This is a genomic window from Streptomyces sp. NPDC008125, from assembly GCF_042957125.1.
In the GTDB taxonomy this organism is placed as follows: domain Bacteria; phylum Actinomycetota; class Actinomycetes; order Streptomycetales; family Streptomycetaceae; genus Streptomyces.
In genome coordinates this window covers 38,267-56,552 of the sequence record NZ_JBIBHR010000011.1, presented here as the reverse complement: position 1 = coordinate 56,552, position 18,286 = coordinate 38,267, and the positions used below count along the sequence as shown (strand labels likewise).

11 protein-coding genes are annotated in these 18,286 nt (G+C 72.0%); 7 read left to right on the top strand and 4 right to left on the bottom strand.

The window, feature by feature from the left end; all coding sequences use genetic code 11:
- Window positions 1-15: 15 nt before the first annotated feature.
- Window positions 16-1,485, top strand: a complete 1,470-nt coding sequence (locus tag ACFZAX_RS19790; protein WP_390963090.1) for an amino acid permease — start codon at window positions 16-18, stop codon at window positions 1,483-1,485.
- 198 nt (window positions 1,486-1,683) lie between these two features.
- Window positions 1,684-2,325 (top strand): Fe-Mn family superoxide dismutase, encoded by a 642-nt coding sequence (locus tag ACFZAX_RS19785; protein ID WP_390963089.1) that lies wholly within the window; start codon window positions 1,684-1,686, stop codon window positions 2,323-2,325.
- 137 nt (window positions 2,326-2,462) lie between these two features.
- Here the strand turns inward: ACFZAX_RS19785 and ACFZAX_RS19780 are convergent, their stop codons facing one another.
- The 3 genes from ACFZAX_RS19780 to ACFZAX_RS19770 all read right to left on the bottom strand — a co-directional run bounded on the left by ACFZAX_RS19780 (window position 2,463) and on the right by ACFZAX_RS19770 (window position 6,133).
- Window positions 2,463-3,953: an aminotransferase class V-fold PLP-dependent enzyme gene (locus tag ACFZAX_RS19780; protein ID WP_390963088.1), complete on the bottom strand. Its 1,491-nt coding sequence runs from the start codon at window positions 3,951-3,953 to the stop codon at window positions 2,463-2,465.
- The gene (locus ACFZAX_RS19775) at window positions 3,943-5,355 is read right to left on the bottom strand and encodes an MFS transporter (RefSeq protein WP_390963086.1); all 1,413 of its coding nucleotides are present in this window, start codon (window positions 5,353-5,355) and stop codon (window positions 3,943-3,945) included. The genes ACFZAX_RS19780 and ACFZAX_RS19775 overlap by 11 nt, the downstream gene beginning before the upstream one ends.
- Window positions 5,356-5,482: 127 nt before the next feature.
- Complete coding sequence (locus ACFZAX_RS19770; protein ID WP_390963084.1) at window positions 5,483-6,133, bottom strand: DsbA family protein; 651 nt, start codon at window positions 6,131-6,133, stop codon at window positions 5,483-5,485.
- Window positions 6,134-6,289: 156 nt separating this feature from the next.
- Between ACFZAX_RS19770 and pepN (ACFZAX_RS19765) the strand changes: the two genes are divergently transcribed.
- The 5 genes from pepN (ACFZAX_RS19765) to pepN (ACFZAX_RS19745) all read left to right on the top strand — a co-directional run bounded on the left by pepN (ACFZAX_RS19765) (window position 6,290) and on the right by pepN (ACFZAX_RS19745) (window position 17,880).
- Window positions 6,290-8,872 (top strand): aminopeptidase N, encoded by a 2,583-nt coding sequence (gene pepN, locus ACFZAX_RS19765; RefSeq protein ID WP_390963083.1) that lies wholly within the window; start codon window positions 6,290-6,292, stop codon window positions 8,870-8,872.
- 156 nt (window positions 8,873-9,028) lie between these two features.
- Entirely contained in the window at window positions 9,029-10,276 is a 1,248-nt protein-coding gene (locus ACFZAX_RS19760) for a hypothetical protein (RefSeq protein ID WP_390963081.1), read from the top strand.
- Window positions 10,277-10,505: 229 nt separating this feature from the next.
- Window positions 10,506-13,811: a S8 family serine peptidase gene (locus tag ACFZAX_RS19755; protein WP_390963080.1), complete on the top strand. Its 3,306-nt coding sequence runs from the start codon at window positions 10,506-10,508 to the stop codon at window positions 13,809-13,811.
- A gap of 316 nt (window positions 13,812-14,127) precedes the next feature.
- Window positions 14,128-15,156, top strand: coding sequence for an aspartate-semialdehyde dehydrogenase (locus ACFZAX_RS19750; RefSeq protein WP_390963078.1), 1,029 nt, complete (start codon window positions 14,128-14,130; stop codon window positions 15,154-15,156).
- Between the two features lie 150 nt (window positions 15,157-15,306).
- Window positions 15,307-17,880: an aminopeptidase N gene (gene pepN / locus ACFZAX_RS19745; protein ID WP_390963076.1), complete on the top strand. Its 2,574-nt coding sequence runs from the start codon at window positions 15,307-15,309 to the stop codon at window positions 17,878-17,880.
- 154 nt (window positions 17,881-18,034) lie between these two features.
- Here pepN (ACFZAX_RS19745) and ACFZAX_RS19740 read toward each other — a convergent pair whose 3' ends face one another.
- Window positions 18,035-18,268 (bottom strand): hypothetical protein, encoded by a 234-nt coding sequence (locus tag ACFZAX_RS19740; protein ID WP_386890766.1) that lies wholly within the window; start codon window positions 18,266-18,268, stop codon window positions 18,035-18,037.
- Window positions 18,269-18,286 lie beyond the last annotated feature (18 nt).

Here is an 18,286-nt window from a genome sequence, read left to right as displayed (position 1 = left end):
GAACTGAGCCCGTCCATGCCCCGCACCCCCGCATCCTCCCCCGCCGCCGGTCCGCCGGCGCCCACCGGGTCCCCCACCCCGGCCGCCGTACCGCCCGACGCGGAGGCCGCCGCGCGGGAAGCCGCCCCGGACGGTTCCTCGCTCGGCAACGGTCTCCGGCAGCGCCATCTGTCGATGATCGCGCTCGGCGGGGTCATCGGCGCCGGGCTCTTCGTCGGCTCGGGCGCGGGCATCGCCTCGGCGGGACCCTCGATCGTCGTCGCCTACGCGGCTTCCGGGCTGCTGGTCATGCTCGTGATGCGGATGCTCGGCGAGATGTCGGCCGCCCACCCGGCATCCGGCTCCTTCTCGGTGCACGCCGAGCGTGCGCTCGGGCCGTGGGCCGGATTCACCGCCGGCTGGTCGTTCTGGGTGCTGCTCTCGGTCGCGGTCGGGCTGGAGGGCATCGGCGCCGCGGACATCGTGACGGGCTGGCTGCCGGGCACCCCGCAGTGGATGTGGGTGGCGCTCTTCATGGCCGTCTTCCTGGGCACCAACCTCGCGGCGGTGCGGAACTTCGGCGAGTTCGAGTTCTGGTTCGCCGCGCTGAAGGTCGGCGCCATCTCGCTCTTCCTGGTCCTCGGCGTACTGGCGATCACCGGGGTGCTGCCCGACGTGGACGCCCCCGGCTCCGCCAACCTCACCGGTGACGGCGGTTTCCTGCCGCACGGGGCGAACGGGTTCATCATCGGGCTGCTGGCCTCGGTCTTCGCGTACGGCGGGCTGGAGACGGTCACCATCGCGGCGGCCGAGTCGGAGAACCCGGTGCGCGGGGTCGCGAAGGCGGTCCGTACCGCGATGTGGCGGATCGCGCTCTTCTACGTCGGGTCGATGGCGGTCATCGTGGTGCTGGTGCCGTGGGACGACCCGAAGGTCGTGGAGAAGGGCCCGTACGTGGCGACCCTCGACCACCTGGGCATCCCGGCGGCCGGCCGGATCATGGATGTGGTGATCCTGGTGGCGCTGCTCTCCGCGATGAACGCCAACATCTACGGCGCCTCCCGGATGGCGGGTTCGCTGGTGGCGCGCGGTCAGGGCCCGAAGGCGCTCGGCCGGATCTCGTCCGGGGTGCCGCGCAACGCGGTGCTGGCCTCCTCGCTCTTCGGCTTCGTCTGCGTGCTGCTGAGCTACTGGCGGCCCGACGACGTCTTCCCGTGGCTGCTCAACATGATCGGCGCGGTGATCCTGGTCGTCTGGATCTTCGTCGCCCTCTCCCAGCTGGTCCTGCGCGGGCGCACCGAGCGCGAGGCGCCGGAGAAGCTGGTGGTGCGGATGTGGCTGTTCCCGGTGGCGACGGTGGCCGCGCTGCTGGCGATGGCCGGGATCTTCGTGCTGATGCTCCGCCAGCCCGACACGCGCGACCAACTGCTCGCCACGGGTGCGCTGACGGTGGTCCTGATCGTGGTCGGGCTGATCCGGCAGCGGCGGGGTGCGGCGGCGCGCTGACGGTCGCACGTCGAGAAGGAGCGGCGGCCCGGGGAATTCCCGGGCCGCCGCTCCTTCTCGCGTACGGGCACCCCGCCGCGCCCTTTCGCGTACGGACGCCTCCGTCGGGCCCTCTCCCCCGCACGATCTTCTTCCTGCTAGCCTGCACTTGCACATAGGTTGCAATAACAACTGCTGAGCATCTGAAGGGTCCCCACCATGGCCACCTACACGCTCCCGGAACTCCCGTACGACTACGCGGCGCTGGAACCGGTCATCAACCCGCAGATCATCGAGCTCCATCACGACAAGCACCACGCGGCGTACGTGAAGGGCGCGAACGACACCCTGGAGCAGCTGGAGGAGGCCCGGGAGAAGGAGGCCTGGGGCGCGGTCAACGGGCTGCAGAAGAACCTCGCGTTCCACCTCTCCGGCCATGTCCTGCACTCGATCTACTGGCACAACATGACCGGCGACGGTGGCGGCGAACCGCTCGCGGCGGACGGCGTCGGCGACCTCGCGGACGCGATCACCGTCTCCTTCGGCTCCTTCGCCGGATTCAAGTCCCAGCTGACGAAGGCCGCCGCCACCACCCAGGGTTCGGGGTGGGGCGTCCTCGCGTACGAGCCGCTGAGCGGCCGGCTGATCGTCGAGCAGGTCTACGACCACCAGGGCAACGTCGGCCAGGGATCGGTGCCGATCCTCGTCTTCGACGCCTGGGAGCACGCCTTCTACCTCCAGTACAAGAACCAGAAGGTCGACTTCATCGAGGCGATGTGGCGGGTCGTCAACTGGCAGGACGTGGCCCAGCGGTACGCCGCCGCCAAGGCGCGCGAGAACGTGCTGCTGCTCGCCCCCTGAGCCCGGCCGCCGAACCCGGCCGCTGAAGCGTCCTGCCTCGTGATCGTCTTCTCAACCCTCACCCGGCGGGCGGATGGACGGAGAGCCCCCGCGGAGACATGGTCCGCGGGGGCTCTCCCCTGTCCGCTTCAGGAGTGTCAGACCCGGAACACCGCGCCGATGAACTCCGCGAGCAGTCGCTCCTTCAGCCGCCCCGGCAGGGCGTCCAGCAGCACCAGCACCGGGGCCATCCGGCCGGGCAGACCGGCGTCCCCGTCGAGACCGGCGAAGGCGAGCACCCCGGCGACCTCCTCCGGCCCGAGCGTGTCCGGGTCCAGGCCGGCGGCGAGCGCGGCGAGCGCGGGGTCGACCGCGACCGGCTCCAGCGCGCGGGCGGCGACCAGTGCCTTCGCCAGGTCGGCGAGGAGGGCGTCGACCTGGCCGACCGTGGCCGGGGTGAGTGTGAGGTGCAGGTTGGGCGGGAGGCCGTCGAAGGAGAGCTGGGGCTGGAGGTACCAGCCGAGCTCCCGCATCTCGTCGGCGAGGTGGAGCAGCAGGCTGAGGTCGGGGGCTCCCTCGTCGGCCCCCGCCTCCGGGCCGAGCACGGTGAACGCCACCAGTCCGGCGGCGGGTTCGCCGAGGACCCGGAGGCCGGGCTGAGCCCGCAGGCCGGCCAGCAGCCGGTCGGACGCCTCGGCGACCCGGCCGGCGAGTGCGGTGTAGCCGTCCTCGCCCACGTGGTGGAGGGCCGCCCATGCCTGGGCGAGCAGTCCGCCGGACTTGGTGCCCTGCACGGTGGGGTTGACGACCGGGTAGCCGGGCCAGCCGGCGTGCGCGAAGTACTGGTGGCGGCGGAGTCCGGCGTCCCGGTAGAGCACCACGGAGGCGCCCTTGTCGGCGTACCCGTACTTGTGCAGGTCGACGGAGAGCGAGGTGACACCGGGCACCGACAGGTCGAACGCCGGGATGTCCCGTCCGGCGCGCCGCAGATGGGGCAGCAGCCAGCCGCCGATGCAGGCGTCGACGTGGCAGAGCACCCCGCGCGCGGAGGCGGCGGCGGCGATCTCCGCGACCGGGTCGATCACCCCGTGGGCGTACGAGGGGGTGGAGGCGACCACCAGGGCGGTGCGGCCGGTGAGGGCGGCGGCCATCGCGCCGGCGTCGGCCCGGAAGGTGACCGGGTCGACGGGGACGACGACCGGTTCCAGGCCCAGGTAGTGGGCGGCCTTGTGGAAGGCCGCGTGGGCGGTGGAGGGCAGCACCAGCTGGGGGTCCGTCACCCCGCGTACGGCACGGGCGTGGTCGCGGGCGGTCTTGACGGCGAGCAGGATGCTCTCGGTGCCGCCGCTGGTGAAGGTGCCCTGGGCGCCGGGGACGCCGAGGAGGTCGACGGCGGCGCGTACCAGGTCGTTCTCCAGCCGGGCGACGCTGGGGAAGACGGTGGGGTCGAGGCCGTTGACGGTGGCGAAGGCGGTGTACGCCTCGGCCGTCAGCTCGTCGAGTCCGTCGAGCCCGGCGTCGTAGACGTAGGCGAAGGTGCGTCCGCCCCGGGTGGGGGCGTCGGCGCCGCGCAGGGCACGGAGTTCGGCCAGCACCTCGGCGGCGGGCCGCCCGGTCGCGGCGGGGGCGGGTACGGGGTCAGTCGGCACGGGTCAGGTCCTCGTTCGGGGCGGCTTTCGGGGCGGCTTTCGGGGCGGTAGCGGTAGGGGTCACGGCGGTGGGCTGGGCTTCCTCGCGGTAGCGGTGCAGCAGCCAGAGGCTCGCGGCGGCGAGGACGGCGGGCAGCAGGCTCATCCCGGCGGCGATGCCGGTGAGGGCGGCGGCGGGCTGGGCGACCTCGTGGTCGGCGTCCGATGAGCGGAACCCCGTCCCCGCGAGGACCAGCGCGAACACCCCCGCGCCCAGGGCGAAGGCGAGGGTCTCGGCGGCCGTCCACAGACCGGTGAAGGTGGCGGTCCTGCGCTTGCCGGTGCGGACCGCGTCGGCGGCGAGGGTGTCGGCCAGCAGGGTCAGCGGCAGCAACTGGAGACCGGCGTACGCGATGCCGACCGCGGCCACCGCGAGGTAGCCGAGCACCGGACCGGCCGCCCCGGTGAAGGCGAGGGCGAGCGCCCCGGCGATGTAGAGCAGCGAGGCGCACCACTGGGCGTACCGGGTGCCCTTGCGGCGGGCGAGCCGGTTCCAGAGCGGCATGAAGAGCACCAGCGGGCCGATCATGCAGGCGAAGAGCGGGGTCACCGCGGACGCCGAGCCCAGGGTGTAGGTGGCGAAGTACTGGACGCCCGCGAGCATCACGCCGATCGCCAGCGCCTGGAGCGTCCACATCCCGGCGAGGTGGCGGAAGGGGCGGTTGGTGCGGGCGGCCGCGAGCTGGGCGCGGAGCGAAGGCTCGGCCTCGCCGCGGGCGGCGGTGGGGGCCCACCGGGTGGTGAACCAGGCGCCGAACATGCCGGCCGCGAGGAGCACGGCGACGACGACGCCCATCAGCCGGTAGCTCGCGGGGGTGTCGCCCTCCGCGTGCGCGATCGCGGGGGCCAGCGCGCCGGAGAGCAGGATGGCGACGCCGAGGAACGCCACCCGCCAGGCCAGTACCCGGCCGCGCTCGGCGGGGTCCTCGGTCATCTCGGCGGGCATCGTCACGTACGGCACCTGGAACACGGCGTACGCGGTCGCGGCGAGCAGGAAGAGCACGGCGACGTACCCGGCGGCGGCTCCGCCGCGCAGGTCCGGCGCGGCGAAGATCAGCGCGAAGGACGGCGGCAGGGTGCAGGCGCCGATCAGCAGGAAGGGGCGGCGGGGGCCGCCGCGCAGCCGGCTGCGGTCGGAGGCCGCGCCGACCAGCGGGTTGACCAGGACGTCCCACGCCTTGGGGAGGAAGACGGCGGCCCCGGCGACGGCCGCGGGCACGGCCAGCACGTCGGTGAGGTAGTAGAGCAGGACGAGACCGGGCACGGTGGAGAAGGTGCCGGTGGCGAGGGAACCCAGGCCGTAACCGACGCGCACCCGGCGGGGCAGGGCGGGCGCGGGTCGCGGGGGTCTGTCGGCGGGCATGCGCCGATCATGCGGCGGACGCACCGGGGGAACAAGGGTTCGCGTGTTGCGGGTGTGCGAACGAGTACGGGGTGGGCGCCGGGCCGTCCGGCCCCGCGCCCGCCCGTGCCCCGTACGCCGGTACGGATCAGTCGAAGACCGGGCCCTGGGTGCGGGTCCGCTTGAGCTCGTAGAAGCCGGGGACCGAGGCGACCAGCAGCGTGCCGTCCCAGAGCTTCGCCGCGGCCTCGCCCTTCGGGGAGGGGGTCACGACCGGGCCGAAGAACGCGACCTGCTCGCCGTCGGCGCCGGGCACGGCGATGACCGGGGTGCCGACCTCCTGGCCGACCTTGTCGATGCCCTCCTGGTGGGAGGCGCGCAGCTCGGCGTCGTAGGTGGCGTCGTCCATGAAGTCGGCGAGCGAGGCGGGCAGGTCCACGTCGGCGAGCGCGCCGAGGACCGCCTCGCGGGTCGGGCCCTCGCCGTTGTTGTGGAAGCGGGTGCCGAGCGCGGTGTAGAGCGGGCCGGTGACCTCGTCACCGTGCAGCTGCTGGGCGGCGACGACGACCCGGACCGGGCCCCACGCCTTCTTCTCCAGCATGTCGCGGTACTCGTCGGGCAGCTGGTCCAGCTTGTCCTCGTTGAGGACGGCCAGGCTCATCACGTGCCAGCGGACCTCGACGTCGCGGACCTTCTCGACCTCCAGCATCCAGCGGGAGGTCATCCACGCCCACGGGCAGAGCGGGTCGAACCAGAAGTCCGCGGGGGTCTTGCCGGGTGCGGTGGTGGTGTCGGACATGTCTCTCCTTGGCAGCGTCGGTCTCCGCGCGGCACAACGCGTGGAACGGCCAGGAGATTCCCCTGGGATCGAACCGTCAGGAGATTCCGCGGAGATTCCCCGCAGAGCGGCATGCGAGGATCAAAACATTCGATATCGAGCCACGAAGGAGTGCCGGTGCCCGGTGAGAACCTGTCCCGCGAAGAGGCCCGCGAGCGGGCGGAGCTGCTGACCGTCGACGGATACGAGATCGCGCTCGATCTGCGGTCCGCCGTCGGCGGGGCCGAGGAGGAGGGCGCCCCGCGCACCTTCCGGTCCGTGACCACGATCCGCTTCCGCTCGGCCCGCGCGGGTGCCTCCACCTTCGCCGACCTGATCGCCCCGGGTGTCGACGCGGTGACCCTGAACGGCACCGCGCTCGACCCGGCGGCCGTCTTCGACGGCGTCCGGGTGGCGTTGGACGGTCTGGCCGAGGGCGAGAACGTCCTGGTGGTCGACGCGCGTTGCGCGTACAGCAGGACCGGCGAGGGGATGCACCGGTTCGTCGACCCGGAGGACGGCGAGGTCTACCTCTACACGCAGTACGAGCCGGCCGACGCCCGCCGGGTCTTCGCCAACTTCGAGCAGCCCGACCTCAAGGCCCCGTACCGCTTCGAGGTGGCGGCCCCCGAGGGCTGGCGGGTGTGGAGCAACGGCGCCGAGGAGTCCCACGAGGGCGGGGTGTGGCGGTTCGCCGAGACCGAGCCGATCTCGACGTACATCACGGCCGTGGTGGCGGGGCCGTACCACTACGTGACCGACCACTACTCCCGCACCTTCGAGGACGGCAGCACGCTGGAGATCCCGCTCGGCGCGATGTGCCGCAAGGGTCTCGCCCGCCACTTCGACGCGGACGACGTCTTCCTCATCACCAAGCAGGGCCTGGACTTCTTCCACGACCACTTCGACTACCCGTACCCGTTCGGGAAGTACGACCAGGCGTTCGTGCCGGAGTACAACCTCGGCGCGATGGAGAACCCGGGCATGGTCACCTTCCGCGAGGAGTACATCTACCGCGGCAAGGTCACCACGGCGTCCTACGAGCGCCGGGCCAACGTCATCCTGCACGAGATGGCGCACATGTGGTTCGGCGACCTCGTCACCATGGGCTGGTGGGACGACCTGTGGCTGAAGGAGTCCTTCGCGGACTTCATGGGCTCCTTCTCGATGGTCGAGGCGACCCGCTTCACCAGTGGCTGGATCACCTTCGCCAACAACCGCAAGGCGTGGGCCTACCGGGCCGACCAGCTGCCCTCCACCCACCCGGTCACGGCCGACATCCGCGACCTGGAGGACGCCAAGCTGAACTTCGACGGCATCACGTACGCCAAGGGCGCCTCCGTCCTGAAGCAGCTCGTGGCGTACGTCGGGCGGGACGCGTTCCTCGAAGGCGCCCGGCGCTACTTCAAGCGGCACGCCTACGGCAACACCCGCCTCGGCGATCTGCTCTCGGTGCTCGCCGACACCTCCGGCCGCGACATGACGGCCTGGTCCCGCGCCTGGCTCCAGACGGCGGGCGTCAACAGCCTGACCCCGGTGGTGTCGTACGACTCCGAGGGCCGGATCGCCGAGCTCGCCGTCGTCCAGGAGGCCGCCGCCTCCCACCCGGAACTGCGCCCGCACCGGATCGCGGTGGGCCTGTACCGGCACGACGGGAACGGCACGCTGGCGCGGTACGCCCGCGTCGAGACGGACGTGGCCGGGGCGCGGACGGTCGTCGCCGAGCTGGCCGGGGCCGAGAAGCCCGAGCTGATCCTCGTCAACGACGACGACCTGACGTACTGCAAGGTCCGGTTCGACGAGCGGTCGCTCGCCACCCTGCGCGACCACCTCGGCGCCGTCGCCGACCCGCTGGCCCGCGCGCTCTGCTGGTCGGCGCTGTGGAACATGACCCGCGACGGGCTGATGCCGGCCCGCGACTTCATCGCCCTGGTCCTCGCCTTCGCCGGGCGCGAGACGGACATCGGCGTGCTCCAGATGCTGCACAACTGGGCCGCGTCCGCGCTCACGAACTACGCGGCCCCGGCCTGGCGCGAGGAGGGCGGCCGACTGCTGGCGGAAGGCGCGCTGCGCGAGCTGCGGCTCGCCGTGCCGGGCGGCCAGGACCAGCTGACCTGGGCCCGGTTCTTCGCCTCGACGGCCTCATCGGACGAGGACTTCCACCTGCTGGGCCAGCTGCTCGACGGCTCCGCCGCCATCGACGGACTCGACGTCGACCAGGAGCTGCGCTGGGCGTTCCTCTTCCCGCTGGCGGCGCACGGCGTGGCCGACGAGGCGGCGATCGACGCCGAACTGGCCCGCGACGACACGGCGTCGGGCAAGCGCCACCAGGTGCGGTGTCTGGCGGCGCGCCCCTCGGCGGCGGTCAAGGACCAGGCGTGGGCGGCGGTCGTGGAGTCCGACCGGCTCTCCAACGCCCTGGTGGAGGCGACCATCGCCGGATTCGCCCGGCCCTCGCAGCGCGAACTCCTCGCGCCGTACACCGGGAAGTACTTCGCGGCGATCGAGCGGGTCTGGAAGGAGCGCTCCATCCAGATCGGGATGCACGTGGTCTCGGGTCTGTTCCCGGGACTCCAGGACGACCCGGCCACCCTGGAGGCCACCGACGCCTGGCTGAAGGAGCACGAGGACGCCGCACCCGCGCTGCGCCGCCTGGTGCTGGAGGCCCGCGACGACCTGGCGCGCGCACTGCGCGGTCAGGAGTGCGACGCGGCAGCCTGACGCCTGCGGGGGTTGCCCGGGCGTGCCCCGGGCAACCCCCGCAGGGCGGGCCATTTCGATCATCGGCCCGTACGCAGGGGGCCCGCGCTGTCCTGGTATCGCGACGGGCCTGTAACAGGGGTTAGCGGCCGGTCCGTCGGCGGAAGGCCCCTGTGCATGAACCACGACACCCCTCTGTCCTCCCCCCGCGCCCTCCCCCGCACGCCCGGGGCGGATCTCCGGGTGGTCACTGGCGCACAGCTGCGGCGGCAGGGCCTGACCCAGGCTCAGGTCTCCGAGCGCTGCTCGCCCCGCGGCCCCTGGCAGCGACTGCTGCCCGGCGTCTACCTGCTGCGCACCGGACCGGCCGACGGGCGGGAGCGGCTGCGCGCGGCGCTGCTGTACGCGGGCCGCCCCGCCACCGGCCGCCGCGGCGCGGACCCCGCGGCCGGTACGGGCTTCCCGGCGGGTACGGACGTCTCAGCAGATACGGGCGCCGCCGCCACGGACGCCGTCGTCACCGGGGTGGCGGCGCTGGCGCTGCACGGCTTCGCCGCGGCCCCGCCCGTACCGGCGCTCACCCGGGTCGACGTCCTCGTGCCGCGCACCAGGCGGCTGCGGGCGGCGGGCTTCGTCCGGGTGGTGCGCGCGGCCCTCCCCCGGGAGCGGACGACGGTCGGCGGATTTCCGGTGGTGGCCGCGGAGCGGGCCGTCGCCGACGTGGTGGCCGGGCTCGACGAGCCGGTCGCGGTGCGCCTGCTGCTGACCGAGGCGGTCCGCGACGGCCACTGCGAACCCGGCCCGCTCGTCGCCGAGTTGAGTGCGGCGAAGCTGCTGGACCGGCCCGCCGTGACCCGCGCGGTGGAACTGCTGCTCGCGGAGGGCCGCGGCATCGCCGAGGAGCGGCTGTACGCGATGGTGCGGCTGCACCGGCTGCCCGAACCGGTGTGGAACGTGGACCTGCGGCTGCCCGGCGGCCCGTACCTGGGCAGCGTGGACGCCTACTGGCCCGAGGAGGCGGTGGCGGTGGAGCTGGACACCGCCCACGCGTCCCGCTGCGCCGCCGCCTCCGCGCCCTGGCCCGCCCCGCGCGGGAAGCGCGACCGGGCGGAGCGCGACCGGGCGGAGCGCGACCGGGCGGAGCGCGACCGGGCGGAGCGCGACCGGGCGGAGCGCGACCGGGCGGAGCGCGGGCGCCCCCGCGCGGACCGCGGACACGACGGCGGCCGGGCGGAACGTGAGCGGGGGCCGGCCGCGCACGCGGTGCGGCGGGAGCATCTGGAGCGGCTCGGGATCACCGTGGTGCGGCTCCGGGCGGAGCGGCTGCGCGAGGCGATGGAGGAGCAGGCGGACGTGGTGCGGACGGCGCTGGGCGCGGCGCGGGACCGGGAACCCGCCGCGTACGTGGTGGCGTTGCCCCGCTGAGCGGAGGGTGGCACCGCTGAGCGGAGGGTGGAACCGGGGCAGGAACCCCGGGGGCTGCGATGGCATGGTCCGACACCTTTTGTCCCCGGTGTCGCAGGAGCAACCGTGGCGGATCTACGCCATGTCGTCTAAGCGCCTCCGTCAACTCTCCACAAAACCCTGTCAAGTACGAAAGGGTGAGCGGTCATCCGGTACCGAATTCCGGACTCATTTTTTCCGAATCACAGGGATGCTGATGACCAAGGATTCCCCCGGCTCCATACCGGCGGCAAGACGCGTGGCCCGGGTGGCCGCCGCGGCGGGTCTGGTGGCAGCGCTCGCCGCCACCGGTGCCGTGCCGGTCTTCGCCGCGGACGACCCGGCCGCGACCACCGTCAAGCCCGCCGCCACCGGCGATTCGGGCGACAAGCTCGGCAAGTCCGACGCGCAGGTGCTGGCGCAGGCCGAGGCCAAGGGCGAGAAGAACGTCACGCTGATGGTCGCCACGAAGCCCGGCGCCACCGAGCAGGTCAAGAGCCAGCTCGACGCGGTCAGCGGCTCGGTTCCCGGCATCACGTACGACAAGCTCGGCTACGTCCGGGCGACCGTGCCCACGAAGACGGCGAAGACCACCATCGCCTCGGCCTCGAAGCTGTCGTCGGTGCTCGGCATCGACCTCCAGCAGGAGATCGAGCTGGACGATCCGACGCCGTCGGCCGACCGTGCCGCCGGCGCGAAGACGGCCAGGACCTCCGCCACGTACGCGGCGCCGTCGAAGAAGACGCCCGCGAAGAACCCGTACAACCCGTCCTTCGAGACGGGCGCCGTCGACTTCGTGAAGCAGAACCCGAAGGCGGACGGCCGGGGCATCACCATCGGCATCCTGGACTCCGGTGTGGACCTCGCCCACCCGGCGCTCCAGAAGACCACCACCGGTGAGCGCAAGATCGTCGACTGGGTGACCGCGACCGACCCGGTCAGCGACGGCGACGGCACCTGGCTGCGGATGACTCAGGCGGTCTCCGGCCCGTCGTTCACCCTCGGCGGCGTCACCTACAAGGCGCCCGCAGGGTCGTACAAGTTCAGCCTGTTCCGCGAGTCGGCCACCCTCGGCGGCGACATGGCGGGCGACCTCAACCGTGACGGTGACACCACCGACACCTGGGGCGTGCTGTACGACCCGGTCACCGGGGTGACCCGGGTGGACCTGAACAACAACGCGGACTTCTCCGACGACACGGCCCTCCTGCCGTACAAGGAGAAGTTCCAGGTCTCCTACTTCGGCAAGGACGACCCGCGCACCGAGGTCGCCGAACGCATCCCGTTCGTCGTCGAGACACGCAAGAACGTCGTCTACAACGCGGCGGGGGCCACCTCCGACTACGTCAACATCGGCGTCATCGTGGGCGAGCACGGCACGCACGTCGCGGGCATCACCTCGGCCAACGGCCTGTTCGGCGGCGCGATGAACGGCGCGGCCCCCGGCGCGAAGATCGTCTCCTCGCGTGCCTGCACCTGGAGCGGCGGCTGCACCAACATCGCCCTCACCGAGGGCATGATCGACCTCGTCGTGAACCGCGGTGTCGACGTCGTCAACATGTCGATCGGCGGTCTGCCGGCGCTCAACGACGGCAACAACGCGCGCGCCGAGCTGTACAAGCGGCTCATCGACACCTACGGCGTCCAGCTGGTCATCTCGGCCGGCAACGAGGGACCGGGTGTCAACACCATCGGTGACCCCGGCCTCGCCGACCACGTCATCTCGGTGGGCGCGTCGATCTCCAAGGAGACGTGGGCGGCCAACTACGGCTCCCTGGTCACCAAGAAGTACGACATGCTGCCCTTCTCCTCGCGCGGCCCGCGTGAGGACGGCGGCTTCGCGCCGATCATCACCGCCCCCGGCGCGGCCATCAACACCACGCAGACCTGGCTGCCCGGCAGCCCGGTCAAGGAAGCCGGTTACACCCTGCCGGCCGGCTACTCGATGCTCCAGGGCACGTCGATGTCGTCGCCGCAGGTCGCCGGCGCCACCGCGCTGCTGCTCTCCGCCGCGAAGCAGAAGCACATCGAGCTGCCCCCGGCCGATCTGCGCACCGCGCTGACCAGCTCCGCCACCCTGATCAAGGGCGTGCCCGCGCTCGCTCAGGGTTCCGGCCTGATCAACATCGTGGACGCGTGGAAGCTCATCAAGGAGGGCGCCACGGCCAACGAGTACACGGTCAAGGCCCCGGTCGACACCGCGATCGACTTCGCGCTCAAGGACCCGGGCTTCGGCACCGGCGTCTACGACCGTGAGGGCGGCCTGAAGGCCGGCCAGAAGAAGACGTACGACGTGGTCGTCACCCGCACGACCGGTGCCGACCGCGACGTCGCGCACAAGCTGTCGTGGAAGAACGACGACGGCACCTTCAAGCTGGTCGGTCCGAGCACCGTCAAGCTGCCGCTCGGCACGCCGGTGACCGTGAAGGTCCAGGCACAGCCGCGCTCTGCCGGTGCGCACAGCGCCATCCTGGAGGTGAACGACGGCAAGACCGTGGGCGTGGACCAGCAGATCCTGAACACCGTCGTCGTCGCCACCGACATCAAGGCCCCCACGAACGCGTTCACGGCGTCCGGCTCGGTGCAGCGCAACAGCACCACGTCGTACTTCCTGAACGTGCCGGAGGGCGCCAAGACGCTTGAGGTCGCGCTCAGCGCCCTGCGCTCGGGCAGCCAGACGCGGTTCATCTCGATCCACCCGTACGGGGTGTCGGTCGAGGACAGCTCCACGATCTACTGCTACCCGAACTACGAGAGCCCGACCAACACCTGCCGTCCGGACGCGCGTGCCTACCAGGACCCGCAGCCCGGCGTCTGGGAGATCGAGGTCGAGGCCCGTCGTACGTCGCCGCTCCTGGACAACCCGTACAAGCTCGACGTCTCGCTGCTCGGCGCCACCTTCGACCCGGCGGTGCAGACCATCGCCGAGGCGAAGATCGGCACCCCGGCAGCGGTGAACTGGACCGTCACCAACGAGGCGGCGGCGCTGACCGGCCACCTCAAGGGCGGTTCGCTCGGTTCGGCCGCGGTCGAGCGCCCGTCGATCTCGACGGGTGACGCGCAGTCCTTCGAGGTCACCGTCCCGGCGGGCGCCGAGAAGCTCGACGTCGCCATCGGCTCCACCTCGGACGCCAACGCGGACATCGACCTGTACGTCTTCCTCGGTGACACGCAGGTCGGAGCCTCGACCACCGCCGGGTCCGAGGAGTCGGTGAGCATCCCCTCCCCGGCCGCCGGTACCTACACGGTCGTGGTGGACGGCTACGACGTTCCGACCGGTACCACCGCGTACGACTACCGCGACGTGTTCTACTCCGCGGCGCTCGGCACGATCAAGGTCGACGAGTCGACGCCGGTGAACCTGGCGGCCGGAGCGTCCGCCCAGGTCGGCGCCCAGGTGATCGTCGCCGGTGCGGCCCCCGCGGGCCGCCAGTTCTTCGGCGAGGTCCAGCTCGTGAACGCCCACGGCACCGCCGCGGGCACCGGCAGTGTGGTGATCGACAAGGTCACCGAGTAGTACCTCCGCCCGGCCGGTCCTCGCGACCGGCCGGGCGGAACGGCGGGGCGGGCGCTCTCACGGGCACCCGCCCCGTCCCGCTTCCACCGGCCGCCGCCGGGCCCCGGCGCCGCGCCGAAGATGTTCGCTCCGCGGGCCCGCGCGACGGCAGAACCTGCGGCCCGGGCCCGCGGAGTCCGCAGGCCGGACAATGGATTGGACAAGGTGGGCAGGGACGTACGCATCATGGGGCGGCAAAGGGCCGCACCGCGTACCCGCTCACCAGGGACGACGGGGCGAGCCCCCAGGGCCGCACACACGTACAGAGGAGTCTTCCGTGAAGGTCGGTATCGTCGGCGCCACCGGTCAGGTCGGCACAGTCCTGCGCAAGATCCTGGCCGAGCGTGAGTTCCCGGTCACCCAGCTGCGGCTGTTCGCCTCCGCCCGCTCGGCGGGTTCCACGATCGACTTCGAGGGCACCGAGGTCACCGTCGAGGACGCCTCCACGGCCGACTACACGGGCCTGCAGATCGTCATCTTCTCCGCCGGCGGCGCCACCTCCCGGGCCCTCGCCGAGAAGGTCGCCCGGCAGGGCGCCGTCGTGATCGACAACTCCTCCGCCTGGCGCATGGACCCCGAGGTCCCGCTGGTCGTCTCCGAGGTCAACCCGAAGGCCGCGCTGGACCGCCCCAAGGGCATCATCGCCAACCCGAACTGCACCACGATGGCCGCGATGCCCGTCCTGCGCCCGCTGCACGACGAGGCGGGTCTGGAGACCCTCACCGTCGCCACTTACCAGGCGGTCTCCGGCTCCGGTGTCGCCGGCGTCTCCGAGCTGCACGGCCAGGCCTCCAAGGTCGTCGCCGAGGCGGACAGGCTGACCCACGACGGCGGAGCCGTGGACTTCCCGGCGCCCGGTGTCTACAAGCGCCCGATCGCCTTCAACGTGGTGCCGCTGGCCGGTTCGATCGTGGACGACGGTTCGTACGAGACGGACGAGGAGCAGAAGCTCCGCAACGAGTCCCGCAAGATTCTCGGCATCCCGGAGCTCAAGGTCTCCGGTACGTGCGTGCGCGTGCCGGTCTTCTCCGGCCACTCGCTCCAGATCAACGCCCGGTTCGCGCGTCCGATCAGCGTCGAGCGCGCCTACGAGCTGCTCAAGGACGCCGAGGGCGTGGAGCTCTCCGAGATCCCGACCCCGCTCCAGGCGGCCGGCAAGGACCCCTCGTACGTGGGCCGCATCCGGGTCGACGAGACGGTCGAGCACGGCCTCGCGCTCTTCGTCTCCAACGACAACCTGCGCAAGGGCGCGGCCCTGAACGCGGTGCAGATCGCGGAGCTGGTGGCGGCCGAGCTGAACGGCTGACCCACCATGAGGGGGCGGCCACCGGTGACCACCGGTGGCCGCCCCCTCGCGTTCGGTCTCCCCGGCTCGCTCCGCGCGGAAGCGCTTAACGCCCCGCACCCCTGACGTGGAAGGATGACCCGAAACGTCACCATCGAAGGAGATGACCGGGTGCCTGGCACGAATCTGACCCGCGAAGAGGCACAGGAGCGGGCCCGCCTGCTGACCGTGGACTCCTACGAGGTCGAGCTCGACCTCTCCGGAGCGCAGGAAGGCGGGTCCTTCCGCTCCGTCACCACGGTGCGCTTCGATTCCGCGGAGGCCGGTGCGGAGACCTTCATCGACCTCATCGCCCCCGCCGTGCACGACGTCGTCCTCAACGGCGCCCCGCTGGACGTCGCCGCCGTCTTCCGCGACGCGCGGATCACCCTGCCGCACCTGCGCGAGGGCGCGAACGAGCTGCAGGTCGTCGCCGACTGCGCCTACACCAACACCGGTGAGGGCCTGCACCGGTTCGTCGACCCGGTGGACGAACAGGCGTACCTCTACACCCAGTTCGAGGTGCCGGACGCGCGGCGGGTCTTCGCCAGCTTCGAGCAGCCCGACCTGAAGGCCACTTTCGCCTTCACCGTCAAGGCGCCCGCGGGCTGGACGGTGATCTCGAACTCCCCGACGCCCGAGCCGGCGGACGACGTCTGGACCTTCGCGCCGACGCCCCGCATCTCGACGTACATCACCGCGCTGATCGCCGGCCCGTACCACTCGGTGCACAGCAGCTACGAGCGCGACGGCCGGACGGTGCCGCTCGGCATCTACTGCCGCCCCTCGCTCGCCGAGCACCTCGACGCGGAGCACATCTTCGAGGTCACCCGGCTGGGCTTCGACTGGTTCCAGGAGAAGTTCGACTACGCGTACCCGTTCGCCAAGTACGACCAGCTCTTCGTGCCGGAGTTCAACGCGGGCGCGATGGAGAACGCGGGCGCGGTCACCATCCGCGACCAGTACGTCTTCCGCTCCAAGGTCACCGACGCCGCGTACGAGGGCCGCGCGGAGACCATCCTCCACGAGCTGGCCCACATGTGGTTCGGCGACCTGGTCACCATGGAGTGGTGGAACGACCTCTGGCTGAACGAGTCGTTCGCCACCTACACCTCGATCGCCTGCCTGGCGGACGCCGAGGGCTCGTGGTGGCCCCAGTCGTGGACCACGTTCGCCAACTCCATGAAGACCTGGGCGTACCGGCAGGACCAGCTGCCGTCCACCCACCCGATCATGGCGGAGATCAACGACCTCGACGACGTCCTCGTCAACTTCGACGGGATCACGTACGCCAAGGGCGCCTCGGTCCTCAAGCAGCTCGTGGCCTACGTCGGCAAGGACGCGTTCTTCGCGGGCGTGCAGGCCTACTTCAAGGCGCACGCCTTCGGCAACACCCGGCTCACCGACCTGCTGGGCGCGCTGGAGAAGACCTCCGGCCGCGACCTGAAGACCTGGTCGAAATCCTGGCTGGAAACCGCCGGCATCAACATCCTGCGCCCGTCGATCGAGACGGACGCCGAGGGTCGCATCACCTCCTTCGCCGTGCTCCAGGAGGCCCCGGCGCTCCCGGCCGGCGCCAAGGGCGAGCCGACGCTGCGCCCGCACCGCATCGCGATCGGCTTCTACGACCTCGGCGCCGACGGCAAGCTGGTCCGCGGCGAGCGGATCGAGCTGGACGTGGACGGCGAGCGCACCGAGGTGGACCTGCCCGACGGCACGAAGCGCCCGGCCGTCGTCCTGCTCAACGACGACGACCTCAGCTACGCGAAGGTCCGGCTCGACGAGGAGTCGCTGCGGTTCGTCACCGAGCACCTGGGCGACTTCGCCGAGTCGCTGCCGCGCGCGCTGTGCTGGGCCTCGGCCTGGGACATGACCCGCGACGGCGAGCTGGCGACCCGCGACTACCTCGCGCTGGTGCTGTCCGGCATCGGCAAGGAGTCGGACATCGGCGTGGTGCAGTCGCTGCACCGTCAGGTGAAGCTGGCGCTCGACCAGTACGCGGCGCCGGAGTCCCGCGAGGCGCTGCTGACCCGCTGGACGGACGCCACCCTGGCGCATCTGAACGCGGCCGAGGCCGGCAGCGACCACCAGCTGGCCTGGGCCCGCGCCTTCGCGGCGACGGCCCGTACCCCGCAGCAGCTGGACCTGCTGCAGGGGCTGCTGGACGGCACCAAGGGGGTCGAGGGCCTGGCCGTCGACACCGAGCTGCGCTGGGCGTTCGTGCAGCGCCTCGCCGCGACCGGTCTGCTCGACGAGGAGGAGATCGCCGCCGAGTACGAGCGCGACCGGACCGCGGCGGGCGAGCGGCACGCGGCCGAGGCCCGCGCCGCGCGTCCCTCCGAGGAGGCCAAGGCGGAGGCCTGGGCGCTGGTCGTGGAGTCCGACAAGCTGCCGAACGCCGTCCAGGAGGCCGTCATCGGCGGCTTCGTCCAGACCGAGCAGCGCGAGCTGCTGGCGCCGTACGCGGAGAAGTACTTCGCGGCGGTCAAGGAGGTCTGGGACAGCCGCAGCCACGAGATGGCCCAGCAGGTCGCGATCGGCCTCTACCCGGCGATCCAGGTCTCCCGGGAGACGCTGGACGCCACGGACGCCTGGCTGGCCTCGGCCGAGCCGAACGCGGCGCTGCGCCGGCTGATGTCGGAGTCCCGCGCGGGCGTCGAGCGCGCGCTGCGCGCCCAGGCGGCGGACGCCGCCGCGACCGCGTAAGGGCACGACACCAGGGCGCCCTCCCCGGCGGTACGCGGCGGGGAGGGCGCCCCGGTGCGTACCCGGGGGCGCGGGCACGCCCGTATCCGGACATGCGTGTGCGCCGCGCGGTAACCCGTACCGGCGGCGCACACGGCGTGAGCGTGTGAGGCGGTTACGCCTTCTTCTTGGACTTGTCGAGCACCACGACCAGGCCCGCGATCACCACGAACAGCGCGAGGGGCGCGAGGACGTACAGGCTGATGGTCTCGATGACCGACAGACCGTGTTGACCCGGGTCGTCGCCGTCGTCGCGCGTGAGCGCGAGAGCGGGGGACGACATGAGCAGCATCATCAGCGTCGTACCGGCCGCAACGGCGCCGGCGCGCATAGCGTTCTTCTTGTCCACGGTGCAAACGTAGCGAAC

Coding starts and splice junctions, on each gene's coding strand:
- ACFZAX_RS19775 (WP_390963086.1), bottom strand. CDS start 5,355: ATGCCCGCCGACAGACCCCCGCGACCCGCGCCCGCCCTGCCCCGCCGG.
- ACFZAX_RS19770 (WP_390963084.1), bottom strand. CDS start 6,133: ATGTCCGACACCACCACCGCACCCGGCAAGACCCCCGCGGACTTCTGG.
- ACFZAX_RS19785 (WP_390963089.1), top strand. CDS start 1,684: ATGGCCACCTACACGCTCCCGGAACTCCCGTACGACTACGCGGCGCTG.
- ACFZAX_RS19755 (WP_390963080.1), top strand. CDS start 10,506: ATGCTGATGACCAAGGATTCCCCCGGCTCCATACCGGCGGCAAGACGC.
- ACFZAX_RS19760 (WP_390963081.1), top strand. CDS start 9,029: ATGAACCACGACACCCCTCTGTCCTCCCCCCGCGCCCTCCCCCGCACG.
- ACFZAX_RS19790 (WP_390963090.1), top strand. CDS start 16: ATGCCCCGCACCCCCGCATCCTCCCCCGCCGCCGGTCCGCCGGCGCCC.